Here is a 14870-nt window from a genome sequence, read left to right as displayed (position 1 = left end):
CGCTTACGAGGCCGCCATCGCCCCTCGCGATAGCGGCTCGGCACCGTACAAACCGGGCGGCGTCCCCCGGACACCGGCGTCTATCTCGAACACCGCGCCATCCTCCGCACGCGCATCGTCCAGGCCGATCGCCGCGGACGTGGCGAAAAGCCGGTCGAGCGTCTCCCCGCAAAAGGCGACGTTGGTGATCTGGCGCGCGGGCAGCGGCACGGCGCGGTCGAGCGTGCCGTCGGGTGCGAAGCGGCTGACGCGCCCGCCGCCCCAATGCGCGATCCAGAGATAGCCTTCGCTGTCGGTCGTCATGCCGTCGGGATGACCGTCGGCCTCGGCGAAGCGGATGAAGGGGGCGCGCGCGCCGAGCGACCCGTCCGGCTTGCGGGCAAAGCGAAACACCGTCCGCCGCGCCGTGTCGCTATGATAGAGCCACGCACCGTCGGGCGAGAAAGCGGGACCGTTCGGCACGCGGTAGCCCTCATCCATCCGCTCCCACGCGAAGCCGGGGCCGAGGCGGTAGAGCGCGCCGCAATCGGCCTCCTCCGCCATGTCCATCGTCCCGCACCAGATGTGGCCGGAGGCGTCCGCCTTGCCATCGTTCATGCGGCTGCCGGGCAGGTGCGGCTCGGGGTCGGCGATGTGGCGGATCGCGAACGGGTCGAGCGACAGTTCGGCGAACCCGCTCTGCAACCCGCAAATGAAGCCGCCCTCCGCCCGCTCGACCAGCCAGCCCACCGGCTCGGGCATGGCCCACCGATCGATCCTGCCGTCCGCGAACGACAGCCGGTTGACGGCGGGCGCGAGGATATCGACCCAGAACAGCGCGTCGTAGCGTGCGGACCAGAGCGTACCCTCGCCGAGGGTATCGCGCGTCTCGCGCGCGACGATGCGCCAGTCCGTCATCTCAGTGGTTGTCGCGCGGCAGACCGGCGGTCTGGGCGATGCGCTGGTATTTCTCGGCACCTTCCAGGATCGCGCCGGTTTCCATCTGGCCGACCACCGCGCGCTGCATCTCCTGCCACGGCGTCTGCGATTTGGGATACGGATAGCCGCCCGCCTCGGTCAGCGCGGCGCGGCGCTCCATCAGTTCGGCCTCCGGCAGTTGCACGTCGACCGTCCCCTTGCGCAGATCGATCCGCACGCGGTCGCCGGTGCGGAGCAGCGCGAGCCCGCCCATCGCCGCCGCTTCGGGGCTGGCGTTGAGGATCGACGGCGATCCCGACGTGCCCGATTGCCGCCCGTCGCCGACACACGGCAGCGCATGGACGCCCTCGCGGATCAGATAGGCTGGCGGCCGCATGTTGACGACTTCGGCCGCGCCCGGATAGCCGATCGGCCCCGCCCCGCGCATGAACAACAGGGTGCGGTCGGTGATGCCGAGCGCGGGATCGTCGATGCGGTGGTGGTAATCCTCCGGCCCGTCGAACACCACCGCCGGCCCCTCGAACGCCTCGGGATCTTCCGGGTTGGACAGGTAACGGTCGCGGAACTCGGGGCTGATCACGCTGGTCTTCATGATCGCTGAATCGAACAGATTGCCGCGCAGCACGATGAAGCCGGCCTCTTCCTTCAGCGGCGCGTCGAACGGCTTGATGACGTTCCCGTCCTCGATCGTCGCATCGCGGCAATTGTCGCCGATGCTCTTGCCGTTGGCGGTGATAGCATCCTCACGGATCAGGCCCTGCTTCATCAGCTCGGCCACCACGGCGGGCACGCCGCCCGCCCGGTAATAATCCTCGCCCAGATATTCGCCCGCCGGTTGCAGGTTCACCATCAGCGGCACCTTGTGGCCATAGTCCTGCCAGTCGTCGAGCGACAGCTCCGCGCCGATATGGCGGGCGATGGCGGCAAGGTGGATCGGCGCGTTGGTCGATCCGCCGATCGCCGAATTGACGACGATCGCGTTGAGGAAGGCATCGCGCGTCAGGATGTCCGAGGGCTTCAGATCCTCATGCACCATTTCTACAATGCGGCGGCCGGTCCAATAGGCCGATTCCTGCCGGTCGCGGTACGGCGCGGGGATCGCGGCATTGCCGGGCAGCGACATGCCGAGCGCCTCGGCAAGGCTGTTCATCGTCGTCGCCGTGCCCATCGTATTGCAATAGCCGGTCGACGGCGCGGAGCTCGCGACGAGCTTGATGAAGCCCGCCTCGTCGATCTCCCCCGCCGCCAGCAGCTCGCGCGCCTTCCACACGATCGTGCCGGAACCAGTACGCTCGCCCTTGTGCCAGCCGTTGAGCATCGGGCCGACCGACAGCGCGATCGCCGGGATGTTGACGGTCGCCGCCGCCATCAGGCAGGCGGGCGTCGTCTTGTCGCAGCCGATCGTGAGCACCACGCCGTCGAGCGGATAGCCGTACAGCACCTCGACCAGCGCCAGATACGACAGGTTGCGGTCGAGCCCGGCGGTCGGGCGCTTGCCCGTCTCCTGGATCGGATGGACCGGGAATTCGAGCGGCACGCCGCCCATCTCGCGGATGCCGTCGCGCACGCGCTCGGCCAGCACGAGGTGATGGCGGTTGCAGGGGCTCAGGTCGCTGCCGGTCTGGGCGATGCCGATGATCGGCCGGCCCGAACGCAATTCTTCCAGGCTGATGCCGAAGTTCAGATACCGCTCCAGATAGAGCGAGGTCATGTCGATATTGGCGGGGTTGTCGAACCAGGCGCGGCTGCGCAGCTTCGGCGTCGGCGAAGTGTCGGTCATCGAGAGTCCTTGGTTCAGCCGGTCGTCGACAGGCGGAAGATCATGCGGTGATGATAGGGATGCGCCGGATCGACCCGCGCGGAGCCGAACGCGGGTTGGTTGGGCGTATCCGGGAAAAGCTGCGGCTCGAGCGCGATGCCGTCGCCCATGCGGTAGAGGTGGCCCTGCTTGCCGATCAGCGTGCCGTCGAGGAAATTGCCGGTGTAGACCTGCACGCCGGGCTGATCGCTCCACACCTCCAGCACGCGGCCCGATGCCGGATCCTCCAGTCGTGCGGCGAGCTTGGGCTCTTTGGTCGCCCCGGCATCGAGCGCGAAATTGTGATCGACGCCGCGTCCCGCGACGATCTGCGGATCGCGCCCGTCGCGCAAAGACCCCTCGATGATCTTGCCCTTCGTGAAATCGAACACCGTGCCCGCGACCGGCTTCAGCTCGCCGGTCGGGATCAGCGCGGCATCGACCGGCGTGTAGCGGCTGGCGGGGATCGTCAGCCGGTGACCGCCCACGCCGCCCGGCGCGCCCTCGCCCGCCAGATTGAAGATGGCGTGATTGGTCAGGTTGACGATCGTCGCCGCGTCGCTGGTCGCGCCGTAATCGATCGTCAGGTCGCCCGCGTCGTTCAGCGCATAGGTCGCCGTCACCTTGAGCGTGCCGGGATAGCCCTGGTCGCCCGCCTCGCTGGTCAGCGCCAGTGTGACGCTCGCCTGTGCGCCCGATTTCACCGCCACGATCCGCCAGTTGCGCTTGTCGAAGCCCTTCGCGCCGCCGTGCAGCGAATTGGCCTTGTCGTTCTGCGACAGTTGATACGCCTTCCCGTCGAGCGTGAACTTGCCGCCGGCGATACGGTTCGCGTAGCGGCCCACGCTCGCGCCCCAGTAATTGGGATGATCGGCATAGCTCTGGATATCGTCATAACCGAGCTCGATATCGGCGAGCCTGCCCTCGCGATCGGGCGTCATCAGGCTTTGCAGAGTGGCACCGAAACTGATGATCCGAGCCGAAACGCCCTTGCCGTTGGAGAGAGTGACGGCCTCGATCGCGGTGCCGTCCTTCAGCGTGCCCGCCGTCTCGCGCTTCGCCTCGGCCGCGTGCGCCCTCGCCGTCGTCATTCCCGCAATCCCTGCAACCATCGCCACAATCGCGCCCGAGCGCATCGTTCCCCGCATATCCTCGATCCTTGCGTATATGCACGCCCGTTGACGCGTGCTTGCCAGTTATATAGTCCGACAAATGAAAGCAGAGCAAGCCATCTATGTGAGGCTGGAAAATCTGCCATGATGGGTAGCGACAGGAGAATGGGATGGCCGGGCCAGTGAATGTAGCGACGGCGGTGGCCGCGGAACCGCCTGCGCCGGGCACCAATTATCGCCCCGCGCTGACGCTGCTCGCCAGCCTGTTCTTCATGTGGGGGTTCATCACCGTCATCAACAACACGCTGCTGCCGCACCTGCGCAGCGTGTTCGATCTCAACTACACCCAGACGACGTTCATCGAATCGGTGTGGTTCATCGCCTATTTCGTGGCGGCGATCCCCTCCGCCTTTCTGATCCGGCGGATCGGCTACCAGAAGTCGCTGGTCGTCGGCCTGCTGACGATGGCGGCGGGTGCGCTCGGCATGACGCTGGCGGCGAGCATCCCCTCCTACGGCGTCACGCTGACGATGCTGTTCGTCATCGCCAGCGGCATCACCTTGCTGCAGGTCGCCGCCAACCCGTATGTCGCCGTCGTCGGCAGCCCGGAGACGGCGTCGGCGCGGCTCAACCTCGTGCAGGCGCTCAATTCGGCGGGGACGATGCTCGCGCCCGGCTTCGGCGCCTATCTGATCCTCGGTCGCTCCAAGAGCGGCACCGCGCTCGCCGGCACCGTGCTGACCCCGGCCGAACGGCTCGCCGATGCGCAATCGGTGATTCTGCCGTACATCCTGGTGGCCGCCGTGCTGATCGTCCTGGCGGTCGTCATCGCGCGCTTCCCGCTGCCGGCAATGGGCGCCGCCGCGAACCGCGCGACGGCGGCCGAGCGCAAAAATTACTCGCTGCTACGCCATCGCAACCTGGTGTTCGGCGTGCCCGCGATCTTCATCTATCTCATCGCGGAGATCGGCGTCGCGAACCTGTTCGTGAACTTCGTCAGCCAGCCCGACATCGCCAATCTGACGCACGAGCAGGCGGGCCGCTACCTCACCTTCCTGTGGGGCGGAATGATGGTCGGGCGTTTCGCCGGCGCGTTCGTGATGCAGCGGATCGAGGCCGAAAAGGTACTCGCCGTCGCGGCAGTGGGCGCATTCGTGGTGATGACGATCACCACCTTCACGCACGGCGAAGTGGCGATGTGGGCGCTGATTTCGGTCGGGTTGTTCCACTCGATCATGTTCCCGACGATCTTCACGCTCGGTGTCCGCGGCCTCGGCCCGCTGACCGAGGCGGGGTCAGGCCTGCTCATCATGGCAATCGCGGGCGGCGCGCTCGTGATCGTGCAGGGTTGGCTGGCCGACAAGTTCGGCCTGCAGATGTCGTTCCTGCTGACGGTCGCATGCGAACTCTACGTGCTGTTCTACGCTTTGTGGGGATCGAAGCCGACCGGCGAACTCCCGCCGCCAGAGGTGGTGAAGTAACGAGCGACCCCCTCACCGTTCGGGCTGAGCCTGTCGAAGCCCTGCCCTTTCTTCGTGCCAAGAAGTGCAGCTCCCTTCGGCTGGCTGGCAAAGCCAGCTCAGGACAGGCTTCGACAAGCTCATGGCGAACGGTAAGTAGCCTTACTCCGGCATCGCGAAGCGCGTGTCCTCGAACGCCAGGTCGACCAGCACGCGCATCGCGGCGTCGGCCGCGTCGCCGTCACCCGCGGCGATCGCGTCATAGACCTTCGCGTGATCGGGGATCGGGTTGCGCGGCAGGGCGCGAGCGCGCTGCTTGTACTGGGTCGTCCAGCTCACCGCAGCGCCGATGCTCGCACTGAGCACGATCATCGCCTCGTTACGGGTCGCGCGGAGGATGGCGTCGTGGAAATCGCGGTCGGCGGCGCGGCCCGCCTCGGTCGCGAGCGTGTGGCGGCGCATCGCGGCGAGCGAATCCTTCATGATGCGCAATTCCTCGCGGTCGCGCCGTTCCGCCGCGAAGCGCGCCGCGGCCGGCTCCACGACGGCGCGCAATTCGAACAGGTTGCGCACGAAGCCCTTGTCGGGCTCGCCGGCGAAAGCCCAGGCCAGCACGTCGGGATCGAGCAGGTTCCAGCGCAGCCGCGGCAGCACGCGCGTGCCCGCCTTCGGCCGGCTTTCGACCAGCCCCTTGGCGGCGAGCACCTGGATCGCCTCGCGATAGGCGCCGCGCGAGACATCGAGCGCTTCCGAGAAATCGACCTCGCTCGACAGGATATCGCCCGGTGCATATTCGCCCGAGACGATCGCCGTGCCGAGCTTGTGCGCGATCGCGCCGTGCAAGCGCCGGCCCGTGCCGCGCGGCGTGCGCGGCGTCGCCGCCGCCTTGCCGTCCGCACCCGTGTCGCCCCGATCGGTCATCTGCATCCTCCCATGCCGTCCTATCCTTCGTCGCACAACGGTGGAACGAAAGATTGCGTTTCGCATCTGCGCCTATTAAGTCGGAGTAATAAGGAGAAGGCAATGACCGTCGACAGCATCATCGCACCAGAACTGGAAATCCCCGGCGATGGTGCCCCGCTTTCGGTCGAGGACGCCTGCGCGGCGGCCGAATCCGCCTTCGAACCCTACCGCAACACCACCCGCGAGGCGCGCGCCGCGTTTGTCGAGCGAATCGGGCAGGAGATTGTCGCCATCGGCGAACCGCTGATCGAAGCGGCGATGCGCGAATCGGGTCTGCCCCGCGCCCGGCTCGAAGGCGAGCGCGGCCGCACCGTGAGCCAGCTCCAGATGTTCGCCGACGTCGTGCGGCGCGGCGAATGGCTCGGCCTGCGTCACGATCCCGCCCTGCCGGATCGCGCACCCCTGCCCCGCCCCGACCTGCGCCTGCGCATGATCCCGCTCGGCCCCGTCGCGGTGTTCGGCGCGTCCAACTTTCCGCTCGCCTTCTCCACCGCGGGCGGCGACACGGCCTCCGCGCTCGCCGCCGGTTGCCCGGTGGTGGTGAAGGGCCATCCCGCGCATCCCGACACCGGCGCCCTGGTGGCCGGCGCGATCGGCCGCGCGGTCGCGGCATCAGGCCTGCCCGAGGGCGTGTTCCAGCATGTCACCGGCGCGGGCAATGAGATCGGCGCCGCTCTGGTGCAGGATCCGCGCATCACGGCGGTCGGCTTCACCGGATCGCGCGGCGGCGGGCTCGCCCTGCTCAAGCTCGCGCAGAATCGTACCGTCCCGATCCCGGTCTATGCCGAGATGTCGAGCATCAATCCCGTCGTGCTGATGCCCGCCGCGCTCGCCGCGCGCGCCGACGCGCTGGGCATGGCATTCGTCGGTTCGCTGACGATGGGCGCGGGGCAGTTCTGCACCAACCCCGGTCTGCTGCTCGCGATCGAGGGCGACGGACTCGACGCCTTCGTCGCCGCCGCCGGCGCGGCATTGTCGGCCAGCGCCGCCGCACCGATGCTGACCGATGGCATCCACGCCGCCTATGAGAAGGGCGTCGCGACGCTCGCCGAACAGGGCGACGTCGCCCTCGTCGCGCGCGGCCTCGCGGGCGGCACGGCTTGCGGCCAGGCCGCGTTCTTCTCGACCGATGCCGCGACCTTCCTCGCCAACGAGAAGCTCGGCCACGAGGTGTTCGGCGCGTCGGCGATCCTCGTGCGCTGCCGCGACGAGGTCGAACTGGCCGACGTGCTCAAAGCCACCGAGGGCCAGCTCACCGCCACACTGCACATGGACGCGGCGGACGAGCCGTTCGCCGCGCGCCTGCTGCCGATTCTCGAGCGCAAGGCCGGGCGCATCCTCGCCAACGGCTGGCCCACCGGGGTCGAGGTGACGCATGCGATGGTGCATGGCGGCCCCTATCCCGCGACCTCGGACGGGCGGACGACCTCGGTCGGCAGCCTTGCGATCGACCGCTTCCTGCGGCCGGTATCCTACCAGAATATCGCGCAGGGCCTGCTGCCCGCCGACCTGCGCGACGATGCGCTTGCTGCGACCCCGCACCTCACCGACGGCAAGCGCGGCTGACATCAACGGACTGCGCGCGGCCGTAACAGCGGCGCGCTTGAAAGGAGTGGACTGAATGGCTTTGCGCCTGCTGCAGCATCGTGACACCTCCGGCGCGCGCGCCGTCATTGCCGCGTTCGACGGATCGGCCGCTTTCGTGAACGGCGTTTCTTCCGTGCGCGAACTGGCGATGCGGGCGATCGAGGCCGGCACCGATCTCGTCACCGCCGTCGCGGCGTGCGGCACGGGCGACAGCGTGTTGCTCGCCACCGAATATGAGGCCGGACACATCATCGCCCCGATCGACCATGACGACCCGGCACACCTGATCCTCGCGGGCACCGGCCTGACGCATCTCGGCTCCGCGGAAGGGCGCGACAAGATGCACCGCGCCGCCACCGAAGCCACCGCGCAGACCGATTCGATGCGGATGTTCCTGGAAGGCGTCGCGGGCGGCAAGCCCGCCGAGGGTGAGACCGGGCAGCAGCCGGAGTGGTTCTACAAGGGCGACGGATCGGCACTCGTCGCCCCCGGCGCGCCGCTCGCCATGCCGAGCTTTGCCGAGGATGGCGGCGAGGAGCCCGAGCTTGCCGGCATCTACCTCATCGGCCCGGACGGCACGCCCTTCCGGCTCGGCATCTGCCTCGCCAACGAATTCAGCGATCACGTCACCGAGCGGCACAACTACCTCTGGCTCGCCCATTCCAAGCTGCGCCAGGCGGCACTCGGTCCCGAATTGCTGACCGGCGCATTGCCCGATCATGTCGAGGGCGTCAGTCGCATCCGGCGCGGCAACGAGACGGTGTGGGAAAAGCCCTTCCTGTCGGGCGAGGCGAATATGTCGCACAGCTTCGCCAACCTCGAACAGCATCACTTCAAATACGATCTGTTCCGCCGGCCCGGCGACATCCACGTCCACTTCTTCGGCACCGCGACGCTGTCCTTCGCCGACGGCATCCGCACGCAGGAAGGCGACGTGTTCGAGATCGAGGCGGCACCGTTCACGCTGCCGCTGCGCAACTCGCTGGTGCGCGACGTGGCGAAGCCCGTCATCGTGAAGGCGCTGTAGGTTGGACCCGATCCGCATCGCCGTGGTCGGCATGGGCAAGATCGCCCGCGACCAGCATCTGCCCGCCATCGCCGGCGACACCGCCTTCAGCCTCGCCGCGACCGTCAGTCCGCATGACAAGGGCATCGACGGCGTGCCGCACCTCGAAAGCCTTGAGGATCTGCTCGCCAAGGGGCCGGCGGTCGATGCCGTCGCGCTCTGCACCCCGCCGCAGGTGCGCTACGATCTCGCCAAGATGGCGCTGACGCGCGGCGTCCACGTGTTTCTCGAAAAGCCGCCCGGCGCGACGCTCTCGGAAGTCGACGCGCTGACCGAGCGCGCACGGCGCGCGGGCGCGTCGCTGTTCGCGGCGTGGCACTCGCGCTTCGCGGCGGGCGTCGCCCCGGCGCGCGCATGGCTCGCCGATCGCCACGTCACCTCGGTCGCGATCGTCTGGCGCGAGGACGTGCGCGTCTGGCACCCCGGACAGGCGTGGATCTGGGAACCCGGCGGCCTCGGCGTATTCGATCCCGGCATCAACGCGCTGTCGATCGCGACGCATATCCTGCCCCGCCCCTTCTTCCTGCGGCGCGGCGTGCTGCAGCGGCCCGAGAACCGCTCGGCCCCGATCGCCGCCGATCTCGTATTCTGCGACACGGCCGGCACGAAGATCACGATGGATCTCGACTGGCGCCAGACCGGCCCGCAGAGCTGGGACATCACGGTCGAGACCGACGCCGGCACACTCAAGCTGTCGCGCGGCGGCTCCGTGCTGACGCTGCCGAGCGGCACCGAACATAGCGAGGACCGCGAATATGCCGGCCTCTATGCACGCTTCGCCACGCTGATCCGCACGGGCAGGAGCGATGTCGATACCAGCCCGCTGAAGCTGGTCGCCGACGCTTTCCTGCGCGCCAAGCGGGAAATCGTCGAGCCGTTCAACGAATAAAGGGAGAGACGCACGTGAGGAAAGCTCTGGCAGGATTCGCGGCGGCATGGCTGCTGTCCGGTACGGCGATGGCGCAGACGGCCCCCGCTTCCACCCCGGCCGAGGGTGCGGCGACCGCCACGCTGCACGCCGACAAGCCCGGCGCGACGTACGACCGGCGCATCTTCACGCAGTTCGCCGAGCATCTGGGCAACGGCATCTACGGCGGCCTGTGGGTCGGCAAGGGATCGAAGATCCCCAATACACGCGGCTTCCGCAACGACGTGGTCGGCGCGCTGAAGGAATTGGGCGTGCCCGTCGTGCGCTGGCCCGGCGGCTGCTTCGCCGACGAATATCACTGGCGCGAGGGGATCGGCGCGAACCGCCCGGTCAAGATCAACACCCACTGGGGCGGCGTGACCGAACCCAACGCCGTCGGCACGCACGAGTTCATGGATCTGATGGATCAGCTCGGGTCGGAGGCCTATATCGCCGGCAACGTCGGCAACGGCACCCCGCGCGAGATGGCGGAGTGGGTCGAATATATGACCTCGCCCGCCGGCAGCCTTGCCGAGGAGCGCGCGAAGAACGGCCACAAGGCACCGTGGGCGGTCCCCTATTTCGGCGTCGGCAACGAGCTGTGGGGGTGCGGCGGCAACATGCGCCCGGAATTCGCAGCGGACGAGACGCGCCGCTACGCGACCTTCATCAAGGCGCCGAAGGATACGAAGATCCTCAAGATCGCCTCGGGCGCGAACGTCGACGATTACAAATGGACCGAGACGATGATCCGCGAGGCGGCGGATCAGGTCGACGGCCTGTCGCTCCATTACTACACGATTCCGGGAAGCTGGCCGCCGCGCGCCTCCGCCACGCAGTTCGACGAGAGCGGCTGGGCGGAAACGCTGTCCGAGGCGAACCGCATGGACGACCTGATCACGAAGCACAGCGCGATCATGGACAAATACGATCCCAAGAAGCGCATCTTCCTCGCGGTCGACGAATGGGGCACCTGGTATGCCGGCGATCCCGGCACCAACCCCGGCTTCCTGCGCCAGCAGAACACGCTGCGCGACGCTCTGGTCGCGGCGATCCACCTCAACATCTTCGCCAAGCACGCCGACCGGGTGAAGATGTCGGCCATCGCGCAGATGGTCAACGTCCTGCAGGCGATGATCCTGACCGACGGCGCGAAGATGGTGAAAACGCCGACCTATTGGGTGTTCGATCTCTACAAGCCGTGGATGGACGCGACGGTGCTGCCGATCGACGTGCAGTCGCCCGGCTACGGCGCCGGCAAATGGTCGATGCCGGCGGTCAGCGCGTCGGCTGTGCGCGACAAGGCGGGGGTGGCGCACGTCGCGCTCGCCAATCTCGACCCGAACCGCGCCAACACCGTCCGCATCGCGCTCGACGGGATCACGGCGGCGACCGTGTCGGGCAAAGTGCTGACGGCGGGCGCGATGAACGCGCTCAACGATTTCGGCGCGCCCGATGCCGTGAAGCCAGCCGCGTTCGACGGCGCGCGGATCGACGGCGGTGCGCTGGTCGTCACCCTCCCCGCCAAGTCGGTCGTGATGCTCGACCTCAAATGAAGCGCCTCGCCGCCCTCGCCGCGCTGTTGCTGAGCGTCTCCGCCGCTTCGGGGGAGACGCTCAACGACCGGCTGGCGGGCGACATCACCCCCGTCCACGATCCCGTCATCGCGCGCGAGGGCGGCACCTATTATGTATTCACCACCGGCGGCGGCGTTCGCACCTCGCCCGATCTCGTCTACTGGAGCGCTGCGCCAAAGGTGATCGAGATGCTTCCCGCCTGGACCAAGCAGGCGGTGCCGGGCAGCGGCGATTATTGGGCGCCCGACATATCTTTCGTGAACGGGCGCTGGCGGCTTTACTATGCCGTCTCGACCTTCGGATCGAACCGCTCGGCGATCGGACTGCTGACCAGTCCGACACTCGACCCCAAGGCGCCCGGCTACGGCTGGCGCGACGACGGGCTCGTGCTGATGTCGACCAAAGAGAGCGATTTCAACGCGATCGATCCCAATCTGATCGTCGATCGCCAAGGCCGCCAATGGCTGTCGCTCGGCAGCTTCTGGAGCGGACTGAAGCTGTTCCGGCTCGATCCCGCAACGGGCAAGCCGCTCGATCCCAAGGCCGCGCCGATTTCCATCGCGCGGCGCCCCGCCCCCGCCGGAGCCCCCGCCCCGGTCGAGGCGCCCTTCATCGTCGATCACGGCGGCTATTACTGGCTGATCGCCTCCTACGACTATTGCTGCAAGGGCGCGCAGAGCACCTATTATACCGTTATCGGCCGTTCGAAGGCGATTACCGGGCCCTATCTCGGCAAGGACGGCAGCAGCATGATGGCTGGCGGCGGCAGCGTGTTCCTGCGCGCCGATCTGCCCGAGAAGGATCGCTTTCGCGGCCCCGGCCACGCCGGCTGGCTGCACGATACGGACGGCACCGATTACGTCGTCTACCATGCCTACGACAAGGACAACAAAGGTACGCCGACGCTCCGCATCGCCCGTGTGCGGTGGGGCGCGGACGGCTGGCCGACAGCGGAGGATTGAGCATGACCGATTTCACCAGACGCGCTTTCGTCGCCGGCGCCACGGCGCTCGCCGCCACCCCCGCGCTCGCGAAAAAGGGCGCGGCCGTACCCGCCATCGTCAACCCGGTGGTGCGTCAGCGCGCCGACGCGCAGGTGTTCCGCCATACCGACGGCTGGTATTACATGACCGGCTCCGTGCCCGAATACGACCGGCTCGTGCTGCGCCGTTCGAAGACGCTCGAGGGGCTCTCCACCGCCACCGAGCGCGTGCTGTGGCGGCACGAGAAATCCGGCCCGATGTCGGGCTTCCTCTGGGCGCCTGAACTGCATCTGATCGACGGGCGCTGGATCATGTACTTCGCGGCGGGGCCGAGCGGCGGCGGCGAGGATGTGTTCCGCATCCGCACCTATGCGGTCGCCTGCGACGGCAAGGATCCGATGACCGGGGCCTGGTCGGTGCTCGGCCAGTTGCAGACGGCGTGGGACAGCTTCACGCTCGACAGCACCAGCTTCGTCCACAAGGGCACACGCTATCTCGCCTGGGCGCAGCGCGAGCCGGGCATCGAGACCAATTCGAATCTCTATCTCGCCCCGCTCGCGACGCCGCTGACGCTGGCGGCAAAGCAGGTGCGCCTCACCGTGCCGACGCTCGACTGGGAAGTGCGCGGCTTCAAGGTCGCAGAGGCACCCGCCGTGCTCGAACGCAACGGCCGCCTGTTCATGACCTATTCGGCGAGCGCGACCGACGATCGCTATTGCATGGGCATGCTGACCGCGCCCGCCGACGGCGACATCATGGATGCCGCCAACTGGACGAAGTCGCCGGTGCCGGTGTTCCAGTCGTCGCCCGCGCATAAAGTGTTCGGCCCCGGCCACAACAGCTTCACCACCGACGAGCGTGGCCGCGACGTGCTGGTCTATCATGCACGCGATTATGCCAAGATCAGCGGCGATCCGCTGTTCGATCCCAACCGCCACACGCGGATGCAGCGCTTCCGCTACGCCGCCGACGGCACGCCCGTATTCGGCGAGCCCGTCGCCAACGGCCGCCTGCTTTGAGCGGCATCGACCGCCGCACGCTGCTCGCAGCGGGCGCGGCAGGCGCGGTGTTGCCCGCGCTTGCCGGCGCGAAAGTCCCTGCGACGGCCGCGCTCGCGCCGACGCCGCCGATGGGCTGGAACAGCTGGAACAGCTTCGCGGTGACGATCACCGAGGCGCAGGCGATCGAGACCGCGCGCATCATGGCGGAAAAGCTGCTGCCGGCGGGCTATTCGATCTTCACGGTCGATCATCAATGGTACGATCCGCGCGCCAAGGGTTATGATTACAACGCCGATATCGTGCCGGTGATGGACGCTTTCGGGCGCTTCCAGCCCGATCCGGTGCGCTTTCCGTCGAGCGCAGGCGGCAAGGGCTTCGCGCCGCTCGCAGCCCAGGTCCACGCGCTGGGATTGAAATTCGGCATCCACCGCATGCGCGGCATCCCGCGCGCGGCGGTCGCCGCCAACCTGCCGCTCGCCGGCACGTCCTACCGCGCGCGCGACATCGCCGACACGAACAGCATCTGCTCGTGGAACGTCGATATGTACGGCGTCGATATGCGCAAGCCCGGCGCGCAGGCCTATTACGACGGCGTGTTCGCCGAATATGCGCGCTGGGGCGTGGATTTCGTCAAGGTCGACGACATGAGCCGCCCCTATGACGCGCACGCGGCGGAGATCGAGGCCATCGCGCTGGCGATCCGCCGCTGCGGCCGGCCGATGATCCTCAGCCTGTCGCCCGGCGAGACGCCGGTCGTGCGCGCCGATCATGTCCGCCGCCATGCCGAGATGTGGCGCATCTCCGACGATTTCTGGGACGACTGGAAACTGCTGGAGGCGCAGTTCACGCGGCTGGAGAACTGGAGCCCGCACATCGGCGGCGGGCACTGGCCCGATGCCGACATGCTGCCGCTCGGCCGCATCGCGATGGGCGCGCGCGACACGAAATTCACGCCCGACGAACAGCGTACGCTGATGACCCTGTGGGCGATCGCCCGGTCGCCGCTGATCATGGGCGGCGATCTGCGCCATCTCGACGCGGCGACACTCGCGCTGCTGACCAACCGCGCGGTGATCTCGGTCAACCAGGCGAGCAGCGGCAACCGCCCGCATTTCGTCGCGGACGGCACGCGCGTGTGGTCTGCGCGGGCCGAGGATGCGGACCGTTATGTCGCCCTCTTCAACACGAGCGACACTATCCGGCGGGTGGCGCTGCCGCTGCGGGAAATCGGGATGCCCGCGTCCGCATCGGCGCGCGATCTGTGGACCGGCGGGCCCGCGATGACGATGCGGGATACCGTCGCGCGCGATCTGCCCCCGCACGGTACGGCGCTGCTGAAGATCACGCCTGAGGTCGCTCTATAACTCTTACTTGTTCAGTGATGATCTGTGCCTTTCTGGCATCGCTCGGCACGAATTTCTGCCAATGCCCGCGCGAACACGGCGGTATCGGCTTGACGCATCGCAGACTCGATGCCAAAGCTGCATTTGATTTGTAG

At 67.8% G+C, this 14870-nt stretch carries 11 protein-coding genes and 1 pseudogene; 8 read left to right on the top strand and 4 right to left on the bottom strand.

Going from position 1 to position 14870, the window contains the following annotated elements; all coding sequences use genetic code 11:
* Window positions 1-3: 3 nt before the first annotated feature.
* The 3 genes from Q5H94_RS00725 to Q5H94_RS00715 are packed head-to-tail and all read right to left on the bottom strand — an operon-like array spanning window position 4 to window position 3807.
* Window positions 4-897: an SMP-30/gluconolactonase/LRE family protein gene (locus tag Q5H94_RS00725; RefSeq protein ID WP_304559106.1), complete on the bottom strand. Its 894-nt coding sequence runs from the start codon at window positions 895-897 to the stop codon at window positions 4-6.
* A gap of 1 nt (window position 898) precedes the next feature.
* Window positions 899-2698, bottom strand: coding sequence for an IlvD/Edd family dehydratase (locus Q5H94_RS00720; protein WP_304559104.1), 1800 nt, complete (start codon window positions 2696-2698; stop codon window positions 899-901).
* Between the two features lie 14 nt (window positions 2699-2712).
* A complete protein-coding gene (locus Q5H94_RS00715; RefSeq protein ID WP_304559102.1) occupies window positions 2713-3807 on the bottom strand; it encodes an aldose epimerase family protein in 1095 nt (364 codons plus the stop codon).
* 191 nt (window positions 3808-3998) lie between these two features.
* Between Q5H94_RS00715 and Q5H94_RS00710 the strand changes: the two genes are divergently transcribed.
* Window positions 3999-5309 carry a sugar MFS transporter gene (locus Q5H94_RS00710; RefSeq protein ID WP_304559100.1) on the top strand — a complete coding sequence of 437 codons (1311 nt, stop codon included), beginning with the start codon at window positions 3999-4001 and terminating at the stop codon, window positions 5307-5309.
* Window positions 5310-5450: 141 nt separating this feature from the next.
* Here Q5H94_RS00710 and Q5H94_RS00705 read toward each other — a convergent pair whose 3' ends face one another.
* On the bottom strand, window positions 5451-6209 hold the full coding sequence (locus Q5H94_RS00705) for a FadR/GntR family transcriptional regulator (protein WP_304559098.1): 759 nt from the start codon (window positions 6207-6209) through the stop codon (window positions 5451-5453).
* Window positions 6210-6311: 102 nt separating this feature from the next.
* Here Q5H94_RS00705 and Q5H94_RS00700 point away from each other — a divergent pair, with 102 nt between their 5' ends.
* The 7 genes and pseudogenes from Q5H94_RS00700 to Q5H94_RS00670 all read left to right on the top strand — a co-directional run bounded on the left by Q5H94_RS00700 (window position 6312) and on the right by Q5H94_RS00670 (window position 14736).
* A complete protein-coding gene (locus Q5H94_RS00700; protein WP_304559096.1) occupies window positions 6312-7817 on the top strand; it encodes an aldehyde dehydrogenase (NADP(+)) in 1506 nt (501 codons plus the stop codon).
* Window positions 7818-7872: 55 nt separating this feature from the next.
* Complete coding sequence (gene araD1, locus Q5H94_RS00695; RefSeq protein WP_304559094.1) at window positions 7873-8865, top strand: AraD1 family protein; 993 nt, start codon at window positions 7873-7875, stop codon at window positions 8863-8865.
* A gap of 1 nt (window position 8866) precedes the next feature.
* Window positions 8867-9793 (top strand): Gfo/Idh/MocA family protein, encoded by a 927-nt coding sequence (locus tag Q5H94_RS00690; RefSeq protein ID WP_304559092.1) that lies wholly within the window; start codon window positions 8867-8869, stop codon window positions 9791-9793.
* Between the two features lie 14 nt (window positions 9794-9807).
* Window positions 9808-11367, top strand: a complete 1560-nt coding sequence (locus Q5H94_RS00685) for an alpha-N-arabinofuranosidase (protein WP_431312125.1) — start codon at window positions 9808-9810, stop codon at window positions 11365-11367.
* The gene (locus Q5H94_RS00680; protein ID WP_304559090.1) at window positions 11364-12350 is read left to right on the top strand and encodes an arabinan endo-1,5-alpha-L-arabinosidase; all 987 of its coding nucleotides are present in this window, start codon (window positions 11364-11366) and stop codon (window positions 12348-12350) included. Before Q5H94_RS00685 ends, Q5H94_RS00680 begins: the two co-directional genes overlap by 4 nt.
* Window positions 12351-12352: 2 nt before the next feature.
* Window positions 12353-13384, top strand: a pseudogene (locus Q5H94_RS00675) (glycoside hydrolase family 43 protein); the annotation flags it as partial.
* A gap of 2 nt (window positions 13385-13386) precedes the next feature.
* Window positions 13387-14736, top strand: a complete 1350-nt coding sequence (locus Q5H94_RS00670) for a glycoside hydrolase family 27 protein (RefSeq protein WP_431312124.1) — start codon at window positions 13387-13389, stop codon at window positions 14734-14736.
* The last annotated feature ends 134 nt before the right edge of the window (window positions 14737-14870 follow it).

This window comes from Sphingomonas immobilis, from assembly GCF_030580995.1.
In the GTDB taxonomy this organism is placed as follows: Bacteria; Pseudomonadota; Alphaproteobacteria; order Sphingomonadales; family Sphingomonadaceae; genus Sphingomonas; species Sphingomonas immobilis.
Note: the sequence above shows the minus strand (reverse complement) of the source record. Positions and strands in the feature narration are given on the sequence as shown.